This window comes from Rhodococcus sp. 14-2470-1a, from assembly GCF_002259425.1.
Taxonomy (GTDB): domain Bacteria; phylum Actinomycetota; class Actinomycetes; order Mycobacteriales; family Mycobacteriaceae; genus Rhodococcoides; species Rhodococcoides fascians_E.
Map to the genome: position 1 here is coordinate 1 of NZ_NPFZ01000031.1, position 18,804 is coordinate 18,804.

Annotated in this window: 21 protein-coding genes and 1 other RNA gene; 12 read left to right on the plus strand and 10 right to left on the minus strand. The window is 66.3% G+C overall.

From position 1 onward, the window contains the following. Positions 1 to 247 precede the first annotated feature (247 nt). From CH292_RS19790 to CH292_RS19805, 4 genes are read left to right on the plus strand one after another with little or no spacing between them, the layout of a single operon-like run. Positions 248 to 1,141, plus strand: a complete 894-nt coding sequence (locus CH292_RS19790) for a LysR family transcriptional regulator (RefSeq protein ID WP_019666020.1) — start codon at positions 248 to 250, stop codon at positions 1,139 to 1,141. A gap of 22 nt (positions 1,142 to 1,163) precedes the next feature. Further along, the gene (locus CH292_RS19795; RefSeq protein ID WP_094655557.1) at positions 1,164 to 1,841 is read left to right on the plus strand and encodes a GAP family protein; all 678 of its coding nucleotides are present in this window, start codon (positions 1,164 to 1,166) and stop codon (positions 1,839 to 1,841) included. A 25-nt stretch (positions 1,842 to 1,866) separates the two neighbouring features. After that, complete coding sequence (locus CH292_RS19800; RefSeq protein ID WP_230594089.1) at positions 1,867 to 2,289, plus strand: hypothetical protein; 423 nt, start codon at positions 1,867 to 1,869, stop codon at positions 2,287 to 2,289. Between the two features lie 42 nt (positions 2,290 to 2,331). After that, complete coding sequence (locus CH292_RS19805; protein ID WP_019666017.1) at positions 2,332 to 2,580, plus strand: hypothetical protein; 249 nt, start codon at positions 2,332 to 2,334, stop codon at positions 2,578 to 2,580. A 4-nt stretch (positions 2,581 to 2,584) separates the two neighbouring features. Here CH292_RS19805 and CH292_RS19810 read toward each other — a convergent pair whose 3' ends face one another. Next, the gene (locus tag CH292_RS19810; protein ID WP_019666016.1) at positions 2,585 to 3,148 is read right to left on the minus strand and encodes a hypothetical protein; all 564 of its coding nucleotides are present in this window, start codon (positions 3,146 to 3,148) and stop codon (positions 2,585 to 2,587) included. A gap of 329 nt (positions 3,149 to 3,477) precedes the next feature. Here CH292_RS19810 and CH292_RS19815 point away from each other — a divergent pair, with 329 nt between their 5' ends. Further along, the gene (locus CH292_RS19815; RefSeq protein WP_020111947.1) at positions 3,478 to 4,461 is read left to right on the plus strand and encodes a cobalamin biosynthesis protein; all 984 of its coding nucleotides are present in this window, start codon (positions 3,478 to 3,480) and stop codon (positions 4,459 to 4,461) included. On the opposite strand, the gene CH292_RS19820 is transcribed toward CH292_RS19815, so the two are convergent. The 3 genes from CH292_RS19820 to CH292_RS19830 are packed head-to-tail and all read right to left on the minus strand — an operon-like array spanning position 4,402 to position 6,595. Then, complete coding sequence (locus tag CH292_RS19820) at positions 4,402 to 5,391, minus strand: SURF1 family protein (protein WP_020111948.1); 990 nt, start codon at positions 5,389 to 5,391, stop codon at positions 4,402 to 4,404. The two genes, CH292_RS19815 and CH292_RS19820, sit on opposite strands and share 60 nt — an antisense overlap. A gap of 33 nt (positions 5,392 to 5,424) precedes the next feature. Then, positions 5,425 to 5,913 carry a low molecular weight protein-tyrosine-phosphatase gene (locus tag CH292_RS19825; protein ID WP_255183008.1) on the minus strand — a complete coding sequence of 163 codons (489 nt, stop codon included), beginning with the start codon at positions 5,911 to 5,913 and terminating at the stop codon, positions 5,425 to 5,427. Then, positions 5,900 to 6,595 carry an HAD-IA family hydrolase gene (locus CH292_RS19830; RefSeq protein ID WP_094655559.1) on the minus strand — a complete coding sequence of 232 codons (696 nt, stop codon included), beginning with the start codon at positions 6,593 to 6,595 and terminating at the stop codon, positions 5,900 to 5,902. The genes CH292_RS19825 and CH292_RS19830 overlap by 14 nt, the downstream gene beginning before the upstream one ends. Before the next feature lie 103 nt (positions 6,596 to 6,698). Here CH292_RS19830 and cobC point away from each other — a divergent pair, with 103 nt between their 5' ends. Genes cobC through CH292_RS19850 form a run of 4 tightly spaced genes read left to right on the plus strand, consistent with a single transcriptional unit; the run spans position 6,699 to position 10,762 of the window. Further along, positions 6,699 to 7,757, plus strand: coding sequence for an Rv2231c family pyridoxal phosphate-dependent protein CobC (gene cobC / locus CH292_RS19835; protein ID WP_020111949.1), 1,059 nt, complete (start codon positions 6,699 to 6,701; stop codon positions 7,755 to 7,757). Further along, positions 7,754 to 8,899, plus strand: coding sequence for a Nif3-like dinuclear metal center hexameric protein (locus CH292_RS19840; RefSeq protein ID WP_094628987.1), 1,146 nt, complete (start codon positions 7,754 to 7,756; stop codon positions 8,897 to 8,899). Before cobC ends, CH292_RS19840 begins: the two co-directional genes overlap by 4 nt. A 43-nt stretch (positions 8,900 to 8,942) precedes the next feature. After that, positions 8,943 to 9,680 carry a zinc ribbon domain-containing protein gene (locus tag CH292_RS19845; protein WP_026347932.1) on the plus strand — a complete coding sequence of 246 codons (738 nt, stop codon included), beginning with the start codon at positions 8,943 to 8,945 and terminating at the stop codon, positions 9,678 to 9,680. Then, a complete protein-coding gene (locus tag CH292_RS19850; RefSeq protein WP_026347931.1) occupies positions 9,668 to 10,762 on the plus strand; it encodes a bifunctional RNase H/acid phosphatase in 1,095 nt (364 codons plus the stop codon). The genes CH292_RS19845 and CH292_RS19850 overlap by 13 nt, the downstream gene beginning before the upstream one ends. Here CH292_RS19850 and CH292_RS19855 read toward each other — a convergent pair. Continuing rightward, positions 10,751 to 11,995 carry an SLC13 family permease gene (locus tag CH292_RS19855; RefSeq protein WP_019666006.1) on the minus strand — a complete coding sequence of 415 codons (1,245 nt, stop codon included), beginning with the start codon at positions 11,993 to 11,995 and terminating at the stop codon, positions 10,751 to 10,753. The two genes, CH292_RS19850 and CH292_RS19855, sit on opposite strands and share 12 nt — an antisense overlap. Then, positions 11,992 to 12,513, minus strand: a complete 522-nt coding sequence (locus CH292_RS19860) for a DUF1697 domain-containing protein (RefSeq protein ID WP_094655560.1) — start codon at positions 12,511 to 12,513, stop codon at positions 11,992 to 11,994. Before CH292_RS19860 ends, CH292_RS19855 begins: the two co-directional genes overlap by 4 nt. Positions 12,514 to 12,565: 52 nt before the next feature. Here CH292_RS19860 and rnpB point away from each other — a divergent pair. From rnpB to CH292_RS19875, 3 genes are all read left to right on the plus strand, one after another. Next, positions 12,566 to 13,007: RNase P RNA component class A (gene rnpB, locus CH292_RS19865), an RNA gene on the plus strand. A 17-nt stretch (positions 13,008 to 13,024) separates the two neighbouring features. After that, positions 13,025 to 13,210 (plus strand): hypothetical protein, encoded by a 186-nt coding sequence (locus CH292_RS19870; RefSeq protein WP_019666004.1) that lies wholly within the window; start codon positions 13,025 to 13,027, stop codon positions 13,208 to 13,210. Between the two features lie 2 nt (positions 13,211 to 13,212). Continuing rightward, positions 13,213 to 14,679 carry an RNB domain-containing ribonuclease gene (locus CH292_RS19875; protein WP_094655561.1) on the plus strand — a complete coding sequence of 489 codons (1,467 nt, stop codon included), beginning with the start codon at positions 13,213 to 13,215 and terminating at the stop codon, positions 14,677 to 14,679. On the opposite strand, the gene pip is transcribed toward CH292_RS19875, so the two are convergent. The 4 genes from pip to CH292_RS19895 form a co-directional block, all read right to left on the minus strand. Next, positions 14,607 to 15,641 (minus strand): prolyl aminopeptidase, encoded by a 1,035-nt coding sequence (pip, locus tag CH292_RS19880; protein WP_019666002.1) that lies wholly within the window; start codon positions 15,639 to 15,641, stop codon positions 14,607 to 14,609. The genes CH292_RS19875 and pip overlap by 73 nt on opposite strands. Before the next feature lies 1 nt (position 15,642). Further along, a complete protein-coding gene (locus CH292_RS19885; RefSeq protein ID WP_019666001.1) occupies positions 15,643 to 16,086 on the minus strand; it encodes a hypothetical protein in 444 nt (147 codons plus the stop codon). Positions 16,087 to 16,117: 31 nt separating this feature from the next. After that, positions 16,118 to 16,963, minus strand: coding sequence for a 3-methyl-2-oxobutanoate hydroxymethyltransferase (panB, locus tag CH292_RS19890; protein WP_019666000.1), 846 nt, complete (start codon positions 16,961 to 16,963; stop codon positions 16,118 to 16,120). Between the two features lie 117 nt (positions 16,964 to 17,080). After that, positions 17,081 to 18,793: an NAD+ synthase gene (locus CH292_RS19895; protein ID WP_256978346.1), complete on the minus strand. Its 1,713-nt coding sequence runs from the start codon at positions 18,791 to 18,793 to the stop codon at positions 17,081 to 17,083. Between the last annotated feature and the right edge of the window lie 11 nt (positions 18,794 to 18,804).

Genomic DNA, 18,804 nt, shown 5'->3' on the forward strand with positions numbered 1-18,804 from the left:
TGCGTCGCCGAGGTTGGCGAGTGCGAGCTGGCCGGTGACCTCGCCGGTGGCGGGGTTGGTGACCGGTGCGGTGGTGGTGGAGGTACCAGCGAACGGCTTGTTGTCGTACCAGTGCGAAATTGTGCTCACGAAAAGGTTCCTTCGTCTCGGCGTTGTGACATCCACCTTGTCTCGCAAGTTTGCGCTAGTCAAAGGCCAATATCGCAGTGGCGCGTGCAAAAATGCACGACGCTGATAGCCTCGTCGGATGTTCACTGCCGACCACCTGCTCTACTTCCTCGAAGTGTCCCGTCACGGCCGCCTCAACGAGGCCGCGAAGGCGCTGGGGGTCGACCACACCACCGTCGGTCGACGGATCACGAGCCTCGAGAAATCGGTCGGTCAGCGACTGTTCGATCGCACTCCTGCGGGATGGCGTCTCACCGAAGCCGGCCGACGACTGGTCGGGTACGCGGAATCCGTCGAGTCGACCTTGATCGCTGCATTCGAGGATCAGACGTCCAGCGTCGGCTCGCTCAGCGGGTCGGTTCGTATCGCCGCACCGGACGGATTCGGTGCGTTCGTGTTGACGCCCAACCTCACCACGCTGCGCCGGAAGCATCCCGACCTCGACGTCGAACTGGTCACGGCGACGGAGCACAACACATTGAACACAAGGGAATTCGACGTCGCGATCACGTTGGAACAACCGTCGCCGCGGTTCGTCGTGTATCGGAAGCTCGCGACGTACTCGTTGTATCTGTACGCGACCGAGGAGTACCTGCAGTCCCATCCGAGAATCTCCACGAGCGACGATCTGCGAGAGCACACGCTCATCTGGTACGTCGGCGCCCTCCTCGACGTGGCTCCGCTGCGGATACTCGATTCGTTTCTGACCGACGGACGAGCGCAGATTCAGACCAACAACATCACCGGTCACTGGCTCGCCGCGCGCAGCGGTCTCGGGATCGCGCCGTTGCCCAGCTACATCGGAGAACCGGACGACACCCTCGTCCGCGTGGCCGGAGAACAGTTCTCGATCGACCGGACGTACTGGGTCGCAGTACCGCGCGAACTGGCAGGGCTGGCGAGAGTCAAAGCCGTCGACGAACTGCTTCGTGCGGTCGTGGCGGACGCGCCTCATCTCCGATCGGACGGGTGAGCGTGTATAGGCTGAGACCGACATGATCACGTTGTTCGCTGCGCTGACCGGGTTTGCACTTCTCGATTCTCTGGATGTTCTTCTGATCGGTCTGACCGCCGCGATCGCGTACGACGCCCGGATGCACAGGCGTTCACCGCTTCGAACCGGATCGGCTTTTCTCGGCGGAGTCTTCGCCGCCACGACTGCCTTCGGAATACTGGCTGTGCTCGGGATGGATTTTCTCTCCCGCATCGTCGATTTCGAGCTCACCCCGACCGTTCGGTACTGGGGCGAGGCTGCGATCGGTGCCACCTTGATCGTTCTGGCGTGTATGCCACGATCCTCGCGTCCGCCGCCGGCGTGGACGGCTCGCTTCCGGGCGAGTGTGCCGCTCCTGGCGACGACGGGATTTGCCATCGGAATCGTCCAGGCTCCTACTGCCGTACCGTATCTGGCCGGCCTCGCGATGATATCCGCGTCCGACCCGTTGCCGGCCGCGTGGCCCGTCGTCATCGTGCTCTATTGCCTCCTCGCGCTCGGTATTCCGGCGGCGGTCCTCGCATTGTCGATGGGGCGCAGTCCGTCTGCTCGTCGACGCTATCGATCCGTGGTGCGCGCTCTGACGGCCAATGGCCCCGCGGCCGTGCGAGTGGTGTTCGCGGTGATCGGCTCGGTCCTCGTGATCGATGCGCTGGTTCATCACACGCATCTGTGGTGAGCAGGCGGTCGGTAAGGTGGTTGCAGTGGATATCACGCGGTGGCGCAGCCGACTTCCGGTGAGGCGTCCGTCCGACGGTGAGATCGTGGGCTGGACAGTCTCGGAGAACTACGACGAGAGCTGTGTCGACGCAGTCAATCCCGTCGGCCACCTTCTCGCACAGAGCCTCCCGGTCGACGACGCCGCGGATGTATTGCTGGAGCAAGGCCTTTCGTCGTTGTCGAATCCGGTGTGGGGCCGCGCGCCCGTGCCGGTGCTCGCTCACACCGACCTCCTCGATCCGGCCGAGACCTGGACGTGGCGACGGTTCCTGCTGGTTCAGCTCGACGACACCCGCGTCTGGATTCGCCCCGCGTATCCCAGCTGGGACGAGCGGAGGGTGGAACTGGCGTTGCATCTGCCGATCGACGACGTGCTGGTCACCGATCCTCCACCCGGGCACGAGTGACTTCAGCGGCGCGCACCGCGCCGTTTCGCCTACGGTGTAGGCATGACTGTGGAAGATTTCGGTGGCCGCCGCACACTGTCCGCCGAGGAATTGCTGGTTCTGGTCGGAGATTACGCACTCGTGGACGAAACCGGAGAGCAGCGCGGACGGATCGAGTCCGTAGCGCAGGAGGGCTTGTCGGTGGTGCTCACGGTGACCGAGGAGGCCGGCCCGGCCGTTGTGTCCCTCACTCCCGAAGAGCAGGTCACCGTCGAGCCCTACGACGGTGGAAAAGCGCCCGTGGTGCCCTGACAGATCAGACCTGGGGCGATGCAGCCTGGGCAGCACTTCGCTTCTGCGCGCGACGCCTGCGTCCGCGAACGATCAAGAACACCAAGGCAGCGAACAGGACGACTGCGATGATCGCGCCGAGTGCGGTGGCTCCACGGAAGCCGGGAGCCTCGGTGTCGAGGGTGCGCTCTCCTGCATGTGCAGCATTGCTGCTTCCGAGCACGATGGACAGTGTCAGCAGGTTCGGCACAGCAGCGGCGACGGCCAGAACTATCGAGACGATCGCGGTGACCTTGCCGCCGCGCTTCTTCCTGACGCGCCACGCCGCGGTGAAGAACAGCAGCGGCACGAGAGTGGACAGGATCCCGAAGACGAGGCCCCAGAAGATGCCTTTGCTGAACGCCTGATCCGACAGGTTGGCAACCCTGATGCTCCACCATCTCGGGAGGAATGCGGACAGGACGAGGTAGGCGATCACGAGCGCGACCACCGCGACCGCGACGACGATTGCCTTGTTGACCCAACTCGGTCGCCCCGTGGTGGTCGCTGCTGGTGTGGACTCGCTCGGGAATCCGCCTTCTACGGTCATGTGGTCGATCCTAGCCTCGGTTCTGTTCGGTGACCGTTGACACATGTGACGGCCCCCTCATCTGCATTTTCTTCTCCCTACCCGTCGGTAACAATCAAGATCATCAGGGCCCGACAGCGGGCTCTCTCGGCGATCCTTGGGGGACACCATGGCAATGATCTTGATGGCAACGGTCGGTTTCGTCGGCATCGCAGCTGCGATGCTTCACTCGGGTCGCGATCTCGAGTTCAACAATCGCCAGATGGCAAGCGTGTACAGGTCGCGCTGGGCCTGACAATTCCCGCACCCGGGCGCGCGGATGGGGCGAGAGCTTCGCTACCGTCGCTTCCATGACCTTCCGCTGGACGCGATGGGACAGTCGCGGTGCCGGCTTGGTGCTCGGGCTCGGTCTCGACCTGGCGCTGGCCGATCCTCGTCGGTATCACCCGGTCGCCGGGTTCGGTAGTGCGGCAGCGGCGCTCGAACGGCACACCTACCGTGACGCCCGAGCAGCCGGTGCAGTCCACACAGTCCTCCTTGTGAGTGCCGTCGTCGCCGCCGGGTCGGTGGCGACGACGGCTGCTGCCCGGCGTGGCGTTCTCGCGGAGGTCGCACTGACGGCCGTGGCGACGTGGACCGCACTGGGTGGAACATCGTTGGCACGGACGGGTTCCGCGATGTCCGAGCACCTCCGCCACGACCGGATCGATCAGGCGCGGGCCCTGCTTCCGTCGTTGTGCGGGCGCGATCCCAGTGTCCTCGACGCCGACGGTCTCACACGTGCCTCGGTCGAATCCGTAGCCGAGAACACTTCGGATGCGACTGTGGGAGTGGTGTTCTGGGGTGCGGTCGCCGGAGTCCCCGGAATCCTCGGGTACCGCGCGGTCAACACACTGGACGCGATGATCGGCTATCGCTCACCGCGGTATCAGCGGTTCGGATGGTTCGCCGCACGCCTCGACGACGTGATCAACCTCGCGCCGGCGCGAGTGACCGGGGTGGTGACGGCCGTTCTCGCCCCGCTCGTCGGCGGACGAACAGCCGACGCCGTGCGGGCCTGGCGGTTTGACGCCTCGCGTCACCCGAGCCCGAACGCGGGCGTGGCGGAAGCCACGGCAGCGGGCGCACTCGGAATCAGTTTGGGCGGGCGAACCGAGTACACGCACGGCGTCGAGATCCGCCCGACCCTCGGCGACGGCAGACATCCGCTACCGGCGGACCTGGACCGCGCGGCGCGCCTGTCTACTCTGGTCCAGATCGGTGCGACGGCTGTGTCAGCGGCCCTTGCCGTAGCGATCGGCAAGGCGGGCATCCTGCGCGGTCCTCGTCGATGACGCGGACTTCGCTCGCGACTTCCGTTCCCGGCGCGTCGGGAGGGTGAACTCGGGCTCCGGATCCGCCACCGTCGGTGCTGAGGAGTCAGGCGCAGGGGAGTCGGGCGCTGGGTAGTCACGCACGGTGGAATCAGGCAGAGGACTGTCCGGTTCGGGAACCAGCCGATCGTCGTCCGTCGGGTCCGCGAGATCACGGTTCGTCGCCTTGCGGCGTTCACGCCACTCGGCTCGGACGAAATAGGCGAGGCCCAGTGGTGCCATGATTCCGAACGCCAGCCATTGGAGGCCGTAGGACAGGTAGGGGCCGGAATCGGTCTGCGGCAGTTCGATCACGCCCAAGCCGCCCGGTTGGGCGTCGTCGAGCTGCAGGTATCCCTGCACGGGAGTGACGGAAAGGGCGGTCCCGATCTGGTCCGGGTTGATGTTGTAGACCTGGATGTGCCCGGCTTCCTCGATGGGCTCACGGGAGGTTCCCTCGGCTCGTCTGATGCGTGCGTCGAGCGTCACCTCACCGGTCGGAGCCGGCTCGATCGTCGGTGGCTGAGTTCCCTGGACCGGCAGCACGTACCCCCGGTTGACGAGGATCGTCTCCCCGCTGTCCAGGCGGAACGGGGTGATCACCTCGTACGCAGGTTGTTCGCGAATGCTGCGCAGTCGGACCAGCACTTCCTTGTCCGATTCGTAGGCGCCGGTGGCGACGACTCGACGCCATTCGTCGTCGTCGGCGAAGCCCGTGGGTGTCAGCAGCTCCTCGAGCGCTACGGGCTCGGCGTCCACGGACTGGTTGATCAGATCGTTTCGGTGCGACGTCGACGTGTTCTTGCCGAGCTGCCACGGCGCCAGCACCGTGAAGCACAGGTAAGCGAACAGGGCGACGACAGCAGCAACCGCCAACCAACCCGGACGCAGCAGAAATCGGAGCCTTCGCACGACAACTACGGTAGCGGCTCGCCCGACATCGATCTACGACGCCTCGTCGGAGACGGCGTTCTCGGTCCAACTCACCAACCCGGGCATGGCCGATTCGATCTGTTCGCGGACGGTGGTGAACGCGTCGTCGGACGAGTAGTACGGGTCTGCGACGGACTCGTCGTCCGCATCGTCGTCGAAGGATCTGAGCAGTGCGATCCGGTCGGCGGGCGCACCGAGACGCAGTAGTTCGCGAACGTGACCGGTGTCGAGGGCGACCAGCAGATCGGCGCCGAGGTGATCGTCGTTGACCTGTGCGGCTTCGTGGTCGCTGTCGTAACCGTGCGCGTCGAGCTCGGCAACGGTGCGCGGGTCGGCGCCCTCGCCCTCGTGCCACCCGTCGATGCCTGCACTCGACACCCGTACCGAATCCAGCCCCGCCTCCCGCAGGTGCTGCTCGAAGATCTTCTCCGCCATCGGTGACCGGCAGATGTTGCCGGTGCAGACGAACGTCACGTGGAGGGTGGGCTTACGTGTTGTCACCGAGCACCTTCGCCAGTTCGTCCATGGTCGTCACGGTGAACGCGGCGTCGTCGTTCTCACCCGCGATTCCGTAACCCCAGTCCACGTAGATCGCCGGAATGCCGAATCGAGCGGCGCCGTGCACGTCGTGATCACGATCCCCGACCATGAGGACGCCCTGGGTCCCGCCGGCCGACGCCTCGGTCGCCGTGATGCCCAGGTTGCGCAGCGAATGCGCGATCACGTCGGGCTTGGCGCGACGGGTGCCGTCGTTGCTCGCCCCTCCGATGAACTCGAAGTACTCGGCCAGTCCGAAGTGATCCAGAATCCGGTGCGCGAACCGCTCGGACTTGGACGTGGCCACTCCGAGTCGAACCCCTCGACTCTTCAACTCTGCCAACACCGGCTCGATACCCTCGAACACCGTGTTCTCCGCCCAGCCCCTGGCGTCGTATCGTTCGAAGTACGCGGCAAGCGCCCTCTGGGCGACGTCGTCGGGAAGCCCCATCGCGCCGAAAGTGTCGATCAACGGTGGCCCGATGACCAGGGCGAGTTGCTCCTCCGTCGGCTCGGGTCCGTCGACCGCGGCGAGTGCGTGCCGGAAGCCCGCGAGGATGCCCGGTGCGGAATCGGTGAGCGTGCCGTCGAGGTCGAACAGCACCACCGTGGCTCGCGGACTGCGCGCGGCGTCGAGATTTGTCATGACAAAACCATATCGGTTGGTGGCCGGGCCTTCGCATGCTCCACTCGCGGCCGGGGCGGGATACGCTCGTAGGTAACGAAAGGACAGGGAAGAATTGGACGCGATGTCGCTTCTCCGTCACCACGGTGACGCCGAAGTGGGAGCTGGACTGATCGATTTCGCAGTCAACGTCCAAGGAACAGGCCCACCTCGCTGGCTCAGCGAACGGCTGAGCCGATCGCTGGATTCGCTCGGCTCCTACCCGTCCGCCGACGCCGACCTGCGCGCGCGGGAAGCCGTCGCGCACAGACACGGCCGAGCCCCGGAAGAAGTCCTTCTGCTCGCCGGAGGTGCGGAGGGGTTCGCGATGCTGCCACAGCTGAAACCACGGCTGGCTGCACTGATCCATCCGTCGTTCACCGAGCCCGAACTCGCGTTGCGCCAAGCAGGCATACCCGTCCGACACGTCGTGTCGGCTCCGCCGTTCCAGCTGGATCCCAGCGCGGTTCCCGAGGACGCAGACATGGTGGTCGTCGGTAACCCGACCAACCCGACCTCGGTGCTGCACGAGCGACACTCGATTCTGGGTCTGCGTCGCCCCGGACGCATCGTCGTCGTCGACGAAGCCTTCGCCGACGCAGTGCCCGGTGAAGCCGAGTCCGTTGCCTCCGACTCCCTCGACGATGTGCTGGTGCTGCGCAGTCTCACCAAGACATGGGCGCTCGCCGGACTGCGGTGCGGATACGCGCTGGGGCATCCGGACGTCCTCGCCGAACTCACCGTCGGGCGGGCGCACTGGCCGCTCGGAAGTCTGCAGATCGAGGCCATCGAAGCGTGCAGCGAACCGGACGCCGTTGCGTCGGCCGAAGCCAGGGCATCGGTCATCGCAGCCGAACGCGAGGACATGACGCGACGTCTGACCGCGCTCGGGATCGATGTGCACGGGCCCGCGCGCGGACCGTTCCTGCTTCTGTCCGTTCCGGACGCGGAGGGGGTGCGTCGGCGGTTGCGTGACCACGGTGTCGCGGTTCGCCGGTGCGACACCTTCCCGGGACTGGCGCCGGGTCACCTGCGGGTGGCCGTTCGCCCGTCCGCGCAGGTGGATGTCCTCGTCGATGCCCTGACGAAATCTTTGCCGAAGAATTCACCGCCACAGCACGCACGATCGAAAGGTGAACAGTGACAGTCCTTCTCGCCGACGTCATCGCGGTACTCGAGGCGCATTATCCGCCGCGGCTCGCCGAGAGCTGGGATTCGGTCGGATTGGTGTGCGGTGACCCGGCCGATCGCGTCGGCACAGTTCTCTACGCCGTCGACGCGACCGAGGAGGTCGTCGCCGAAGCCATCGACATGGGCGCCGACCTACTGGTGGTGCACCATCCACTCCTGCTCCGCGGCGTGGACACCGTCGCCGCGAACACACCCAAGGGCGCACTCATCCACCGTCTCGTCAAGGCCGGGTGCGCACTGTTCACCGCGCACACCAATGCCGACAGCGCCAACCCAGGCGTGTCCGACGCCCTGGCGGATGCGCTCGGCGTGACCGACACGCGCCCCCTCGATCCGATCGACGGACCGCGAGTGGACAAGTGGGTCGTGTTCACTCCGACGTCGCACAGCGACGCCGTCAGGGACGCGCTGTTCGACGCCGGCGCAGGAGCGATCGGACAGTACAGCCGTTGCAGTTGGAGCACCCGAGGGCTCGGCCAGTTCCTGCCCGGCGTCGGATCGACGCCGACGATCGGCGACCACGGTGTGCTCGAGAAAGTCGACGAGGACCGCATAGAGGTGGTGGCGCCTGCGTCGAAGCGGGCGGACATTCTGGACGCCGTGACGCGAGCACACCCCTACGAGGAACCGGCGATCGACGTGTTCGAGGAAGTCAGGCTCCCGAGCTGCACGGGCCTCGGACGGATCGGGGTGCTGGACAGACCCACCACCTTGCGCGAGTTCACACGAACAGTGCGCGCGGTGTTGCCGGAGACGGTGTGGGGCGTACGGGCGGCAGGCGATCCCGACACCGAGATCCGCACGGTCGCGCTGTGCGGGGGAGCGGGCGACGGCTATCTGAGTGCAGTGACATCCCTCGGAGCCGACGTCTACGTCACCTCGGACCTGCGGCATCACGTCGTCGACGAGCACCTTCGCGCCGGAGGCGCAGCCGTGGTCGACGTCGCGCACTGGGCGTCGGAGTGGCCGTGGTGCGAGCAGGCCCGACACATCGTCGACGCAGAGTTCGGCGACGAGGGGGGATGGAGCAGCCGCGTCAGTACCCGCAGGACCGATCCGTGGACAGTGGGTTCGGTGGACGATCGGAGCCGGTAGGCTTGGCCGAATATTTCTTCCATAGTCGCAGGAGTCATCACGCGTGAACGTCGATCCCCGAGTGCAGGCCTCACTTCTCGAACTGGCCGCAGTGGACACCGAGCTGACGCAGATCTCGCACCGTCGTAAAAGTCTTCCCGAGCAGGCCGAGGTGGAGAAGCTCGAGGCCGAGCGCATCGCCCGCAAGGACGCAGCCGTCACGGTCCAGATGGCGATGGACGACCTCGACCGTGACATCAAGAAGCTCGAAGGCGAGGTCGACGCGGTCCGCCAACGTGAAGACCGCGACCGCTCGCTCCTCGACAGCGGCACCGTCGCAGCGAAACAGATGTCCGAGCTCCAGCACGAACTCGCCAGCCTCGAACGTCGGCAGGGAATCCTCGAAGAGGAACTTCTCGAGGTCATGGAGCGGCGCGAGGCGTCGGAGACCGATTACAACCACGCCGGGGCGCAGCTGACCCAGATCGAGGACGAGCTCGTCGACGCCGGACGTCGGCGAGACGACGCCGTGGCCGATGTCGATTCCGCGGAGCAGCGCGCCACCGCACGGCGATCGGAACTGGCGAGCACGTTCCCGGACGAGCTGTTGGCGGTCTACGAGAAGCAGCGCGCTCTCACCGGCCGCGGCGCCGCGCTACTGCAGGCCCGACGCTGCGGCGCCTGCCGGATCGAACTCGATCGAGGCGAGATCTCGCGCATCGCGGCGAAGCCCGCCGACGAGCTGGTGCGATGCTCGGAGTGCAACGCCATTCTGGTGCGCACCAAGGAATCCGGTCTGTGAGGGTTGTCGTCGAGGCGGACGGTGGATCTCGGGGCAACCCGGGCCCGGCAGGGTACGGCGCCGTGGTGCTGTCCGCCGACCGCTCCGAGGTGCTCGCAGAACGCCGTCTCGCGTTGGGCGTCGCGACCAACAACGTCGCCGAGTACCGCGGCCTCGTCGCCGGGTTGACTGCTGCAGGCGAGGTCGGTGCGCGTGAGGTCGACGTGCGGATGGATTCCAAGCTCGTCGTCGAGCAGATGTCCGGGCGCTGGAAGGTCAAGCACCCGGACATGATTCCGCTCAACCGTGAGGCCGCCGACCTGGTCCGCGGTTTCGACCGCGTCACGTTCCAGTGGATTCCACGGGCACAGAATTCGCACGCGGACAGGTTGGCGAACGAGGCGATGGATGCCGCGGCCGACGGTCGGGAACTGGAGCCCCCGAAGGACCGCGATGTCAAGCCGGCCGCACCCGGATGGACCGGAGCGACGGGTGAGCCCACGCGGCTGCTTCTGCTGCGGCACGGACAGACTCCGCTGTCGGTGGAGCGTCGCTACTCGGGCCGAGGAAACCCGCCACTGACCGAGATCGGCGAGGGTCAGGCGGCCGCAGCGGCCGCCCGTCTGGCGCAGCGAGACGACATCGCGGCCATCGTCGCCTCGCCGCTGGGCCGGGCGCAGCAGACGGCAGGCGCGCTCGCCCGGAAGGTAGGCCTCGAGGTCTCCACGCTGGACGAACTGACCGAGACCGACTTCGGTGACTGGGAAGGCCTCACGTTCAAGGAAGCGTTCGAGAAGTACCCGGATGTCCACCAGAAGTGGCGCGGTGACACCTCGGTCGCCGCACCGGGAGGCGAAAGCTTCGACACCGTCCTGGAGCGGGTCACCGTGGCCCGCGACAAGCTGGTCGCGTCGTACGCGGGGTCGACGGTCGTCGTGGTCAGCCACGTGACCCCGATCAAGATGCTGCTGCAGCTCGCTCTCGATGTCGGGCCGTCGTTGCTGTACCGGCTGCATCTGGATCTCGCGTCGCTCAGCATCGCCGAGTTCTATCCCGACGGCGGTGCCTCGGTCCGACTCGTCAACGACACGTCATATCTGTAGGGCGAGCCAGAGGGCGGCGACGGCACCGAGGATCGTCAGCGGTGTGCTGATCAGACCGAGGACGGTGAAGGTGCGCAACGACGCCGGTTCGTCGTGTGCCGCGCCGACCTTGCGCCACAACATGATCGCGAGCGAGCCCACGTAGGTCAGGTTGGGCCCGAGGTTGACGCCCACGACCATCGCGAGAAGCAGACCGGGGGGAGCGGACGAGCCGAACGCGGCGAGCAGCATCAGCGTCGCGGGCAGATTGTTGACGACGTTCGACGCGACCGCTGCGATGGCGGCGGTCGTCAACAGGCCGAGGAACGACGCCTCGCCGGGCAGGATGCTCGCGAGCCAGTCGCCGATGGGGCCCGCCGTGACGCCCTCGACGACAATTCCCAGCAAGAGCACGAATCCGCAGAATGTGAGGTCGGCGGCCCGCAGCATGCGCGACGGCACGGTGTAGCCCTGCTTCAGTGCGGGCACGGCGAGAGCGCACGCGCCCACGGCCGCGACCCAGAACGGTTCGACGTGGAAGAACCCGGCCACGGCGAAGCCCAGCAATGTTGCGCCCAGAACCACCAGCGCCGCCGTGGGCGCGACGATGGGTTCCGTCACCGAGTGCTGCTCGGATCGCGTGGCACCGTGCCGAAGGTCGGCGCGGAAGAACACCCAGAACACCGCGAACTCGATCACGATCGACACGATCCACGGCAGCGCCATCAGCGCGGCGAAATGCACGAACGTCAGGCCCGTCGCGGTGAACGCCAGAAGGTTCGTCAGGTTCGACACCGGCAGCAACGTCGACGCGGAGTTCGACAGGTGCGCTGTCGCATAACTGTGCGGCCGAGGCGACATACGCAGAGCCCGCGCCGCGCCGATCACCGCCGGCGTCAACAGCACGACAGTCGCGTCGAGGCTCAGCACGGCTGTGGTGACGGCGGCGGCCACGAACACCGAACCGAGAAGCCGATGCGGATTGCCGCGGGCAGATCTGCCCATGATCGAAGCCGTCCACCGGAAGACACCCAGTGCGTCGGCGAGATGGGCGAGAACGAGGATGAACGCCAGGAACACGACGGTCGGGAGCAGTTCCAGCACCTGCGAGCGTGCGTCGGACAGGGTGACGAGCCCGAGCAGTAGTGCCGCCACTGCGGCCGGGAGTGCCGCGACGATCTCCGGCAGACCGCGGGGCCGGACGATCGCGAAGATCAGCACTGCCGCAACGAGTGCGGCCGCTACGACGCTCACGCCAGCATCTTGACGAGGGTGCGTAGGTTCCGGGTAGTGGTGGTGGGCTTGTACTTTGCTTTCGCCGTGAACTTTCCGACGATGCTGTCGGTGGTGTTTCCTTTCACGACCTCCCAGTAGACGACGCCCCGGCCGAGGGAGACGCGCTCGAGCTGCGGATCGAGCGTTTCGGCCGTCCGCGCCAGTTCCGCGAGATGCTCGTCGTTGTTGCCGAAGATCACGTACGGGTGCCAACCGTCGCGTTCGGCGTCGAACGGATAGTCGTCGACGATGGCGCTCAGGGTGGCCGGATCGAGGACGATCACCCACGCCTCGTATCCGAATGTGTCGGCGAGGGTCTTCTCGATCGCGGGCTTCAGTTCCGTGGGGGACAGCGGCGACGACAGCAGCACGTTGCCGGTCGCGAGGACCGTGCGCACCGGCTCGAACCCGGCCTGCGAGAGCGCCTGGCGAAGGTCGACCATCTTGATGTTGATTCCGCCGACGTTGATTCCGCGCAGCAGGACGACGTGATCCATGAGGTGAACTCTAGTTCCAGCCGTACGACCGGGTAGAGTTCCATCCTGCGAACGAGTCGGTTGGACGGCTGCGGCACGGGGAACTGGCGGAGCGATTCCGCCAAGCTTCGAGCCGAGGAAAGTCCGGACTCCACAGAGCAGGGCGGTTGCTAACGGCAACCCGAGGTGACTCGCGGGACAGTGCCACAGAAAACAGACCGCCCGCGCTCGTTCTGTCTTCGGGCAGCACGACGCGGGTCAGGGTGAAACGGTGCGGTAAGAGCGCACCAGCACCCCAGGTGACTGGGGTGGCTAGGTAAACCCCGCCCGGAGCAAGGTCGAAGGTCGCATTCCCTCGGGAGTGCGACTGCGCAGGTGTTCGAGGGCTGCTCGCCCGAGCCTGCGGGTGGACTGCTCGAGGTACCCGGCGACGGTGTGCCCAGATGGATGGTCGTCGTTCCGTCCCGTTTCGGCGGGCCGGTTCACAGGATCCGGCTTACATGCCGACTCGTTCGCACCTAGGCTTGCTCTCATGAGTACAGAAGACGACGCCTGGTACTACGACGTACGCACCAAGACGGTTTCGCAGGGCAAGGAATCCGGGGCACTCGACCGGATGGGCCCGTATCCGGACCGTGCCACTGCCGAGCGCGCCATTCAGATCGCAGCCGAGCGCAACAAAGCTGCGGACAAGGCCGACGACGACTGGAACAACTGACGGTGGTCTCGGCGCGACTGTCCGCGACCGCCTTCGACTTCGACCCCATCCGTTCCGAGTTCGACCTGCCCGAGCACTTCTCGGCGGACGCACTCGCCGAGGCCGAGTCCGCCCAGGACAGATACGCGTCCGAGAGGGAAGACCGCACCGACCTTGCCTTGGTGACCATCGATCCGCCCGGTTCGATGGATCTGGATCAGGCGGTGCACGTCGAGAAACTCGCCAGTGGATTCGTCGTGCATTACGCGATCGCGGATGTCGGGTCCATCGTGACGCCTGCGGGCCGGCTCGACACCGAGACTCGTCAGCGCGGGCAGACGTTCTACCTGCCCGACGGTTCGGTACCGCTTCACCCGCGGGTGCTGTCGGAAGGCTCGGCCAGTCTGCTGCCGAACGAGATTCGCCCGGCAGCGCTGTGGCGGATCGAACTCGACGAATCCGGTGACGCAGTCGCGTGGACGGTGTCGAGAGCGACGGTCAAATCCGTTGCCCGCTTCGATTACGCGGGTGTCCAAGCCGACTTCGATGCAGGTTCCCCGCATCCGTCGATCGCCGCTCTCGGCGACTTCGGTCGCCTGCGTGCGCAGGCCGCGTTGCGCCGAGGTGCACTGGACATCACCTTGCCGGAGCAGGACGTGGTAGCCGACGGCGCAGGGTGGCGCATCGAATTGCAGGCGCGGACCGCCGTGGACGCGTGGAACGCCGAGGTGTCGCTGCTGACGGGGATGTGCGCAGCGTCGATCATGCTCGACGCCGGAATCGGACTGCTCAGCACTTTGCCGCCGGCCCCGGAGGACGCCGTCGACTCGTTGAAGAAGACAGCGGAGATGCTCGGAATCGAATGGCCCGCAGGTGCATCGGCTGGAGCCGTGCTCGCCGGGCTACCGGGTGACGAACCTACGACGCTGGCCATGATGACTCAGGCAACGAGTCTGCTGCGAGGCTCGGATTACGTGGCGTTCGACGGGGAAATCCCCGAATCGCCCGAGCACGCCGGAATCGCAGCATCCTACGCTCACGTCACGGCGCCGCTTCGCCGGCTGTCGGACAGGTTCGCCACCGAAGTATGCCTCGCGGTGGTTGCTGGCACGGACATCCCCGAGTGGGCGCGGACTGCGCTCCCTGATCTGCCCGCGATCATGCGCGGATCGGATTCCGTTGCGTCCAAAGTGGATCGAGCGTGCATCGACCTGACCGAAGCGCACGTTCTGAACGACCGCGTCGGCGAGGCGTTCTCCGCTCTCGTTCTGCGTGGGGCGGAAGGAAAGAAGACCGCCGAGGTGTTCGTGGCCGATCCGATCGTCATCGGCAAATGCGTGGGGGATCCGCCGGAAGGGCAAGCGGTGTCGGTGACGTTGACCGTCGCCGACACCGCCTCCCGCCGTGTCGAGTTCGCTTACGAGGCGGACGGTGGCACGGCGCCGGGTGACGCTGTCGAGGCGAAACGGTCGGTCGCCTCGACGAGATGATGGATGATGCCGGGCTCGGACGCGGAATGCCCGGCATCGTCCACGATCGTCAATTCCGCATCCGGCCACGACCGATGAAGGGCCCAGGCACTCGTGGCCGGGCACACCACGTCGTACCGGCCCTGAACGATGACGCCGGGGATTCCGGCCAGGAGGTGCGCGTCCTCCAGCAACTGGTTCTCGCGCAGGAATCCGTCGTTGCGGAAGTAATGGTTCTCGATCCCTGCGAAGGCCAGGGCGAATCGCGGGTCCTCGTTGGAGGCGATCTGCTCCGGGCGGGGAATGAGATAACTCGTCGCGGCCTCCCACGACGACCAGGCGATGGCCGCCGCGGTGGCGACGTCGCGGTCGTCGGAGTTCAGCAGCCGGTGGTAGACCTCGACCAGATCCAAGTGTCGTTCTGCATCCGGGACAGGTGCCAGGAACTTCTCCCACTGTTCGGGGAAGAGATGGCCCGCGCCGCCGTTGTAGTACCAGTCGATCTCACTGCGGCGGAGCAGAAAGATGCCGCGCAGGATCAGGCCGGTGACCCGGTCGCGGTGGGTCTGTGCGTAGACGAGGGACAGCGTCGAACCCCACGAACCACCGAACACGAGCCAGGTGTCGACGCCGAGATGAGTCCGCAACTTCTCGATGTCGCCGACAAGCTTTCCAGTCGTGTTCACCGCCCAGTCGACCCTCATGTCCCACCCCTTGGTCGTTCCGCCGGCTCCACTCCTGTCCGCGATATGAGGTCGGGACTTGCCACAGCCACGCTGGTCGAACAGCACGATTCGATACTTTTCGGGGTCGAAGTAGCGGCGCTGCGCAGGTCCGGTTCCACCGCCGGGCCCTCCGTGGACGAACAGGACGGGGAGTCCGTCCGGATTACCGCTGGTCTCCCAGTAGATCTGTTGGCCGTCACCGACGTCGAGGTGGCCACTGGCGTAGGGCTCGATGGCCGGGTAGAGATCACGTGCCACGTCAGAAGCCCACCAGTCCCGATGCCAAGTCGGGGATGTCGAGTGATCGCAGGGCTTCGTCACGGACGTCGGAGCAGTTGTCGATGGTGATGTCGTCGATGATCGAGCGGTTCTGCACCACCTGCAGGTTGATGACTCCGCTCTGCGCCGCCCATGTCTGCACGACGATGTTGAGCCCACCGCGGCCGAGCGTCGGCCCCTGGATTCGCCATTCCTGCAGTTGCTCACCGAGATCGGTGCACAGCTGCTGCTTCTGCTGGTCGGTGATCGTGTCACCGGCAGCAGCCGCATCGGTGGTGGTGACCGGGGCCGTGGTCGTGGTGGTCAGCGACGCGGACGATCCGGTATTGGCGGAGTCGGTGCCGCACGCTGCCAGACCGACGACGGCAGCCGCCCCCAGGACGGCGGCGGCTGCACGGCGAGAACTACGAAGACCAGGTTTCATGGCACCGAGTGTGCCACCTGCAGGTGACCGATCAGTAGCTGTGCTCGGGACCGGGGAAGACTCCGCCGCGAACCTCGGCGAGATACGTCGCAGCGGCGGTCCGCAGTTCGTCTCCGACGTTGCCGAACTTCTTGACGAACTTGGCGGTCTTGCCGTTGGTGTAGCCCGCCATGTCCTGCCAGACCAGCACCTGGGCGTCGGTTTCGTTGCCCGCTCCGATGCCGATGGTCGGGATGGTGAGCTTGCGGGTCACCTGGCCCGCGATGTCGGCGGGCACCATCTCCATGACGACGGAGAATGCTCCTGCCTCCTGGACGGCGATGGCGTCGGCGACGAGCTGCTCGGAACCGTCACCGCGGCCCTGCACGCGGAAGCCGCCGAGGCCGTTCACGCTCTGCGGTGTGAAGCCGATGTGCGCCATGACCGGGATGCCGGCCGCGGAGATCGCGGCGATCTGATCTGCGACGCGTTCGCCGCCCTCGAGCTTCACGGCGTGCGCGAGGCCCTCCTTCATGAATCGGGTGGCCGTCGCGAGTGCCTGCTGAGGCGAGGACTCGTAGGTGCCGAACGGGAGGTCGGCGACGACGAGTGCGTTGGGAGCTCCGCGGACGACGCCCCGAACCAGAGGCAGCAGTTCGTCGATGGTGATCGGCACCGTCGTGTCGTAGCCGTAGACGACGTTCGCTGCCGAGTCGCCGACGAGGAGGACCGGGATGCCCGCTTCCTCGAAGATGCGGGCGCTCGAGTAGTCGTACGCGGTGAGCATGGCCCACCGCTCGCCGTCGGCTTTCATTTGCAGCAGGTGATGGGTGCGAGTCTTGCGGGTCAAACCGGAGACGGACGCATCGGACGAGCCGTACACAGAATCGTTGGACATCTTTGTCCCTTTCGGTTCCTCGAGGCCCGCCGTGCGGGTCCCCGGGATGGGGTTGATGACGACCTCAGTCTGCCACCGACACGACCGACGCCGAAGCGCACCCGGACGTGCAATTCGTCACACTCTCCGTCTGCCGTCGGTGATCGGCATGCGTCGATCCCGACCGAACGCCTTCGACGTCACCTTGGTTCCGATCGGATACTGCCTCCGTTTGTGTTCGGCCGCGTCGACCTTGGCCACGATGTCGGCGACGTCCACGGGATCGAAGCCTGCCGCCACGATGTCGTCCTCACCCTGATCGCAGTCGACGTAGCGGAACAGGATCGCGTCGAGCCGGTCGTACTCCGGGAGCGAATCGGTGTCGAGTTGATCCGGGCGCAACTCTGCCGACGGAGGCTTGTCGATGCTTGCCTCCGGAATCGGGGGCACCTCGCCGCGTCCGACCGCTGCGTCGTTACGCCACCGCGCCAGCTCCCACACCATGGATTTCGGTACGTCCTTGATGGGGGCGAACCCGCCGACGGCGTCGCCGTAGATGGTCGAATAGCCAACGGCAAGTTCGGATTTGTTGCCGGTGGCGAGAATGAGATGTCCGGCCGAGTTGGAGAGCGCCATCAGAACGATGCCGCGGCACCGCGCCTGAACGTTCTCCTCCGCGACGCCGGAGAGGCCGAGCTGGTCCGTCACCGACCGCACCATGTCGACGATCGACTCGATGCCGAAATGCAGCCCGGTGCGCGACGCAAGATCGTTCGCGTCCGCGAGCGAGTGGTCCGAGGAGTACTGCGAAGGCATCGCGACGCCGTACACGGACTCCGCTCCGAGAGCGTCCACGGCGATCGCCGCGACCACAGCGGAGTCGATGCCACCGGACAGGCCGAGCGCCACCGAGGCGAACCCGTTCTTGTGGACGTAGTCGCGCAACCCGGTGACGAGTGCCGCCCACGTCGACGCCAGGTCGTCCGAGGGTTCTGCCACCGATCGAGGTAGCCGATCCCACCCGCGGACGAGGAGATCCGGCACGGTGTTCCGGTCGATGGACCATCCCGGCGGTGGGCCGCCGTCGGGACGTCGCGCGTCGGAGACGTCGAGGTCCACGCACAGCAGGTGTTCGGTGAACGCCGGGGCACGGCCGAGGATGGCTCCATCGGCGGCGACGACCATGCTGCCGCCGTCGAACACGAGCTCGTCCTGACCACCGACCAGATTGGCGTAGACGACGGGTACCCCAGCCTCGGCTGCCCGCCGCTGGACCACCGACAGGCGGACCTCCGCCTTGCCGCGCTCGAACGGACTCGCATTCAGGCACAGCAGCACGTCGACTCCGGCCGCCGCGTACGCGGGAACCGGCCCGCCGGGCTTCCAGATGTCTTCGCAGACAACGATTCCCAGGCGAACATCGTTCACCTCGGTGATGCTCAACCGCGTTCCGGGGGCGAAGTATCGGAGCTCGTCGAAGACTCGGTAGGTGGGAAGCGCGTGCTTGTCGTACCGCGACACGACGTCGCCACGGAACAGAACGGCGGCGCTGTTTCTCGATCCCACCGCGTCGCGGTCGAGGTACCCGACGACGGCGACGACGTCACCGCATCCGGCTCGGTCGAGTGCATCGGCGAGGTCGCGCAGAGCGTCGCGCGACGCGTGCGCGAACTCCGGGCGAAGCGCGAGGTCCTCCACCGGATAACCGGTCAGGGCCATCTCCGGAAACACCACGACCTGGGCGCCTTCCTGGGCGGCGCGCGACGTCCAATCCACGATCAGCTCGGAATTCGCGGTGAGGTCACCGACTGTCGGGTTGATCTGGGCAAGGGCTGTTCGCAGTGCCTGCACGACTGGAAACA

Bases quoted from the DNA above. Each gene is read 5' to 3' on its own strand.
- CH292_RS19870 (WP_019666004.1), top strand. From the start codon at position 13,025: ATGAGTACAGAAGACGACGCCTGGTACTACGACGTACGCACCAAGACG.
- CH292_RS19830 (WP_094655559.1), bottom strand. From the start codon at position 6,595: ATGACAAATCTCGACGCCGCGCGCAGTCCGCGAGCCACGGTGGTGCTG.
- CH292_RS19790 (WP_019666020.1), top strand. From the start codon at position 248: ATGTTCACTGCCGACCACCTGCTCTACTTCCTCGAAGTGTCCCGTCAC.
- CH292_RS19860 (WP_094655560.1), bottom strand. From the start codon at position 12,513: ATGGATCACGTCGTCCTGCTGCGCGGAATCAACGTCGGCGGAATCAAC.
- CH292_RS19810 (WP_019666016.1), bottom strand. From the start codon at position 3,148: ATGACCGTAGAAGGCGGATTCCCGAGCGAGTCCACACCAGCAGCGACC.
- CH292_RS19815 (WP_020111947.1), top strand. From the start codon at position 3,478: ATGACCTTCCGCTGGACGCGATGGGACAGTCGCGGTGCCGGCTTGGTG.
- CH292_RS19885 (WP_019666001.1), bottom strand. From the start codon at position 16,086: ATGAAACCTGGTCTTCGTAGTTCTCGCCGTGCAGCCGCCGCCGTCCTG.
- panB (WP_019666000.1), bottom strand. From the start codon at position 16,963: ATGTCCAACGATTCTGTGTACGGCTCGTCCGATGCGTCCGTCTCCGGT.
- CH292_RS19805 (WP_019666017.1), top strand. From the start codon at position 2,332: ATGACTGTGGAAGATTTCGGTGGCCGCCGCACACTGTCCGCCGAGGAA.
- cobC (WP_020111949.1), top strand. From the start codon at position 6,699: ATGTCGCTTCTCCGTCACCACGGTGACGCCGAAGTGGGAGCTGGACTG.
- CH292_RS19795 (WP_094655557.1), top strand. From the start codon at position 1,164: ATGATCACGTTGTTCGCTGCGCTGACCGGGTTTGCACTTCTCGATTCT.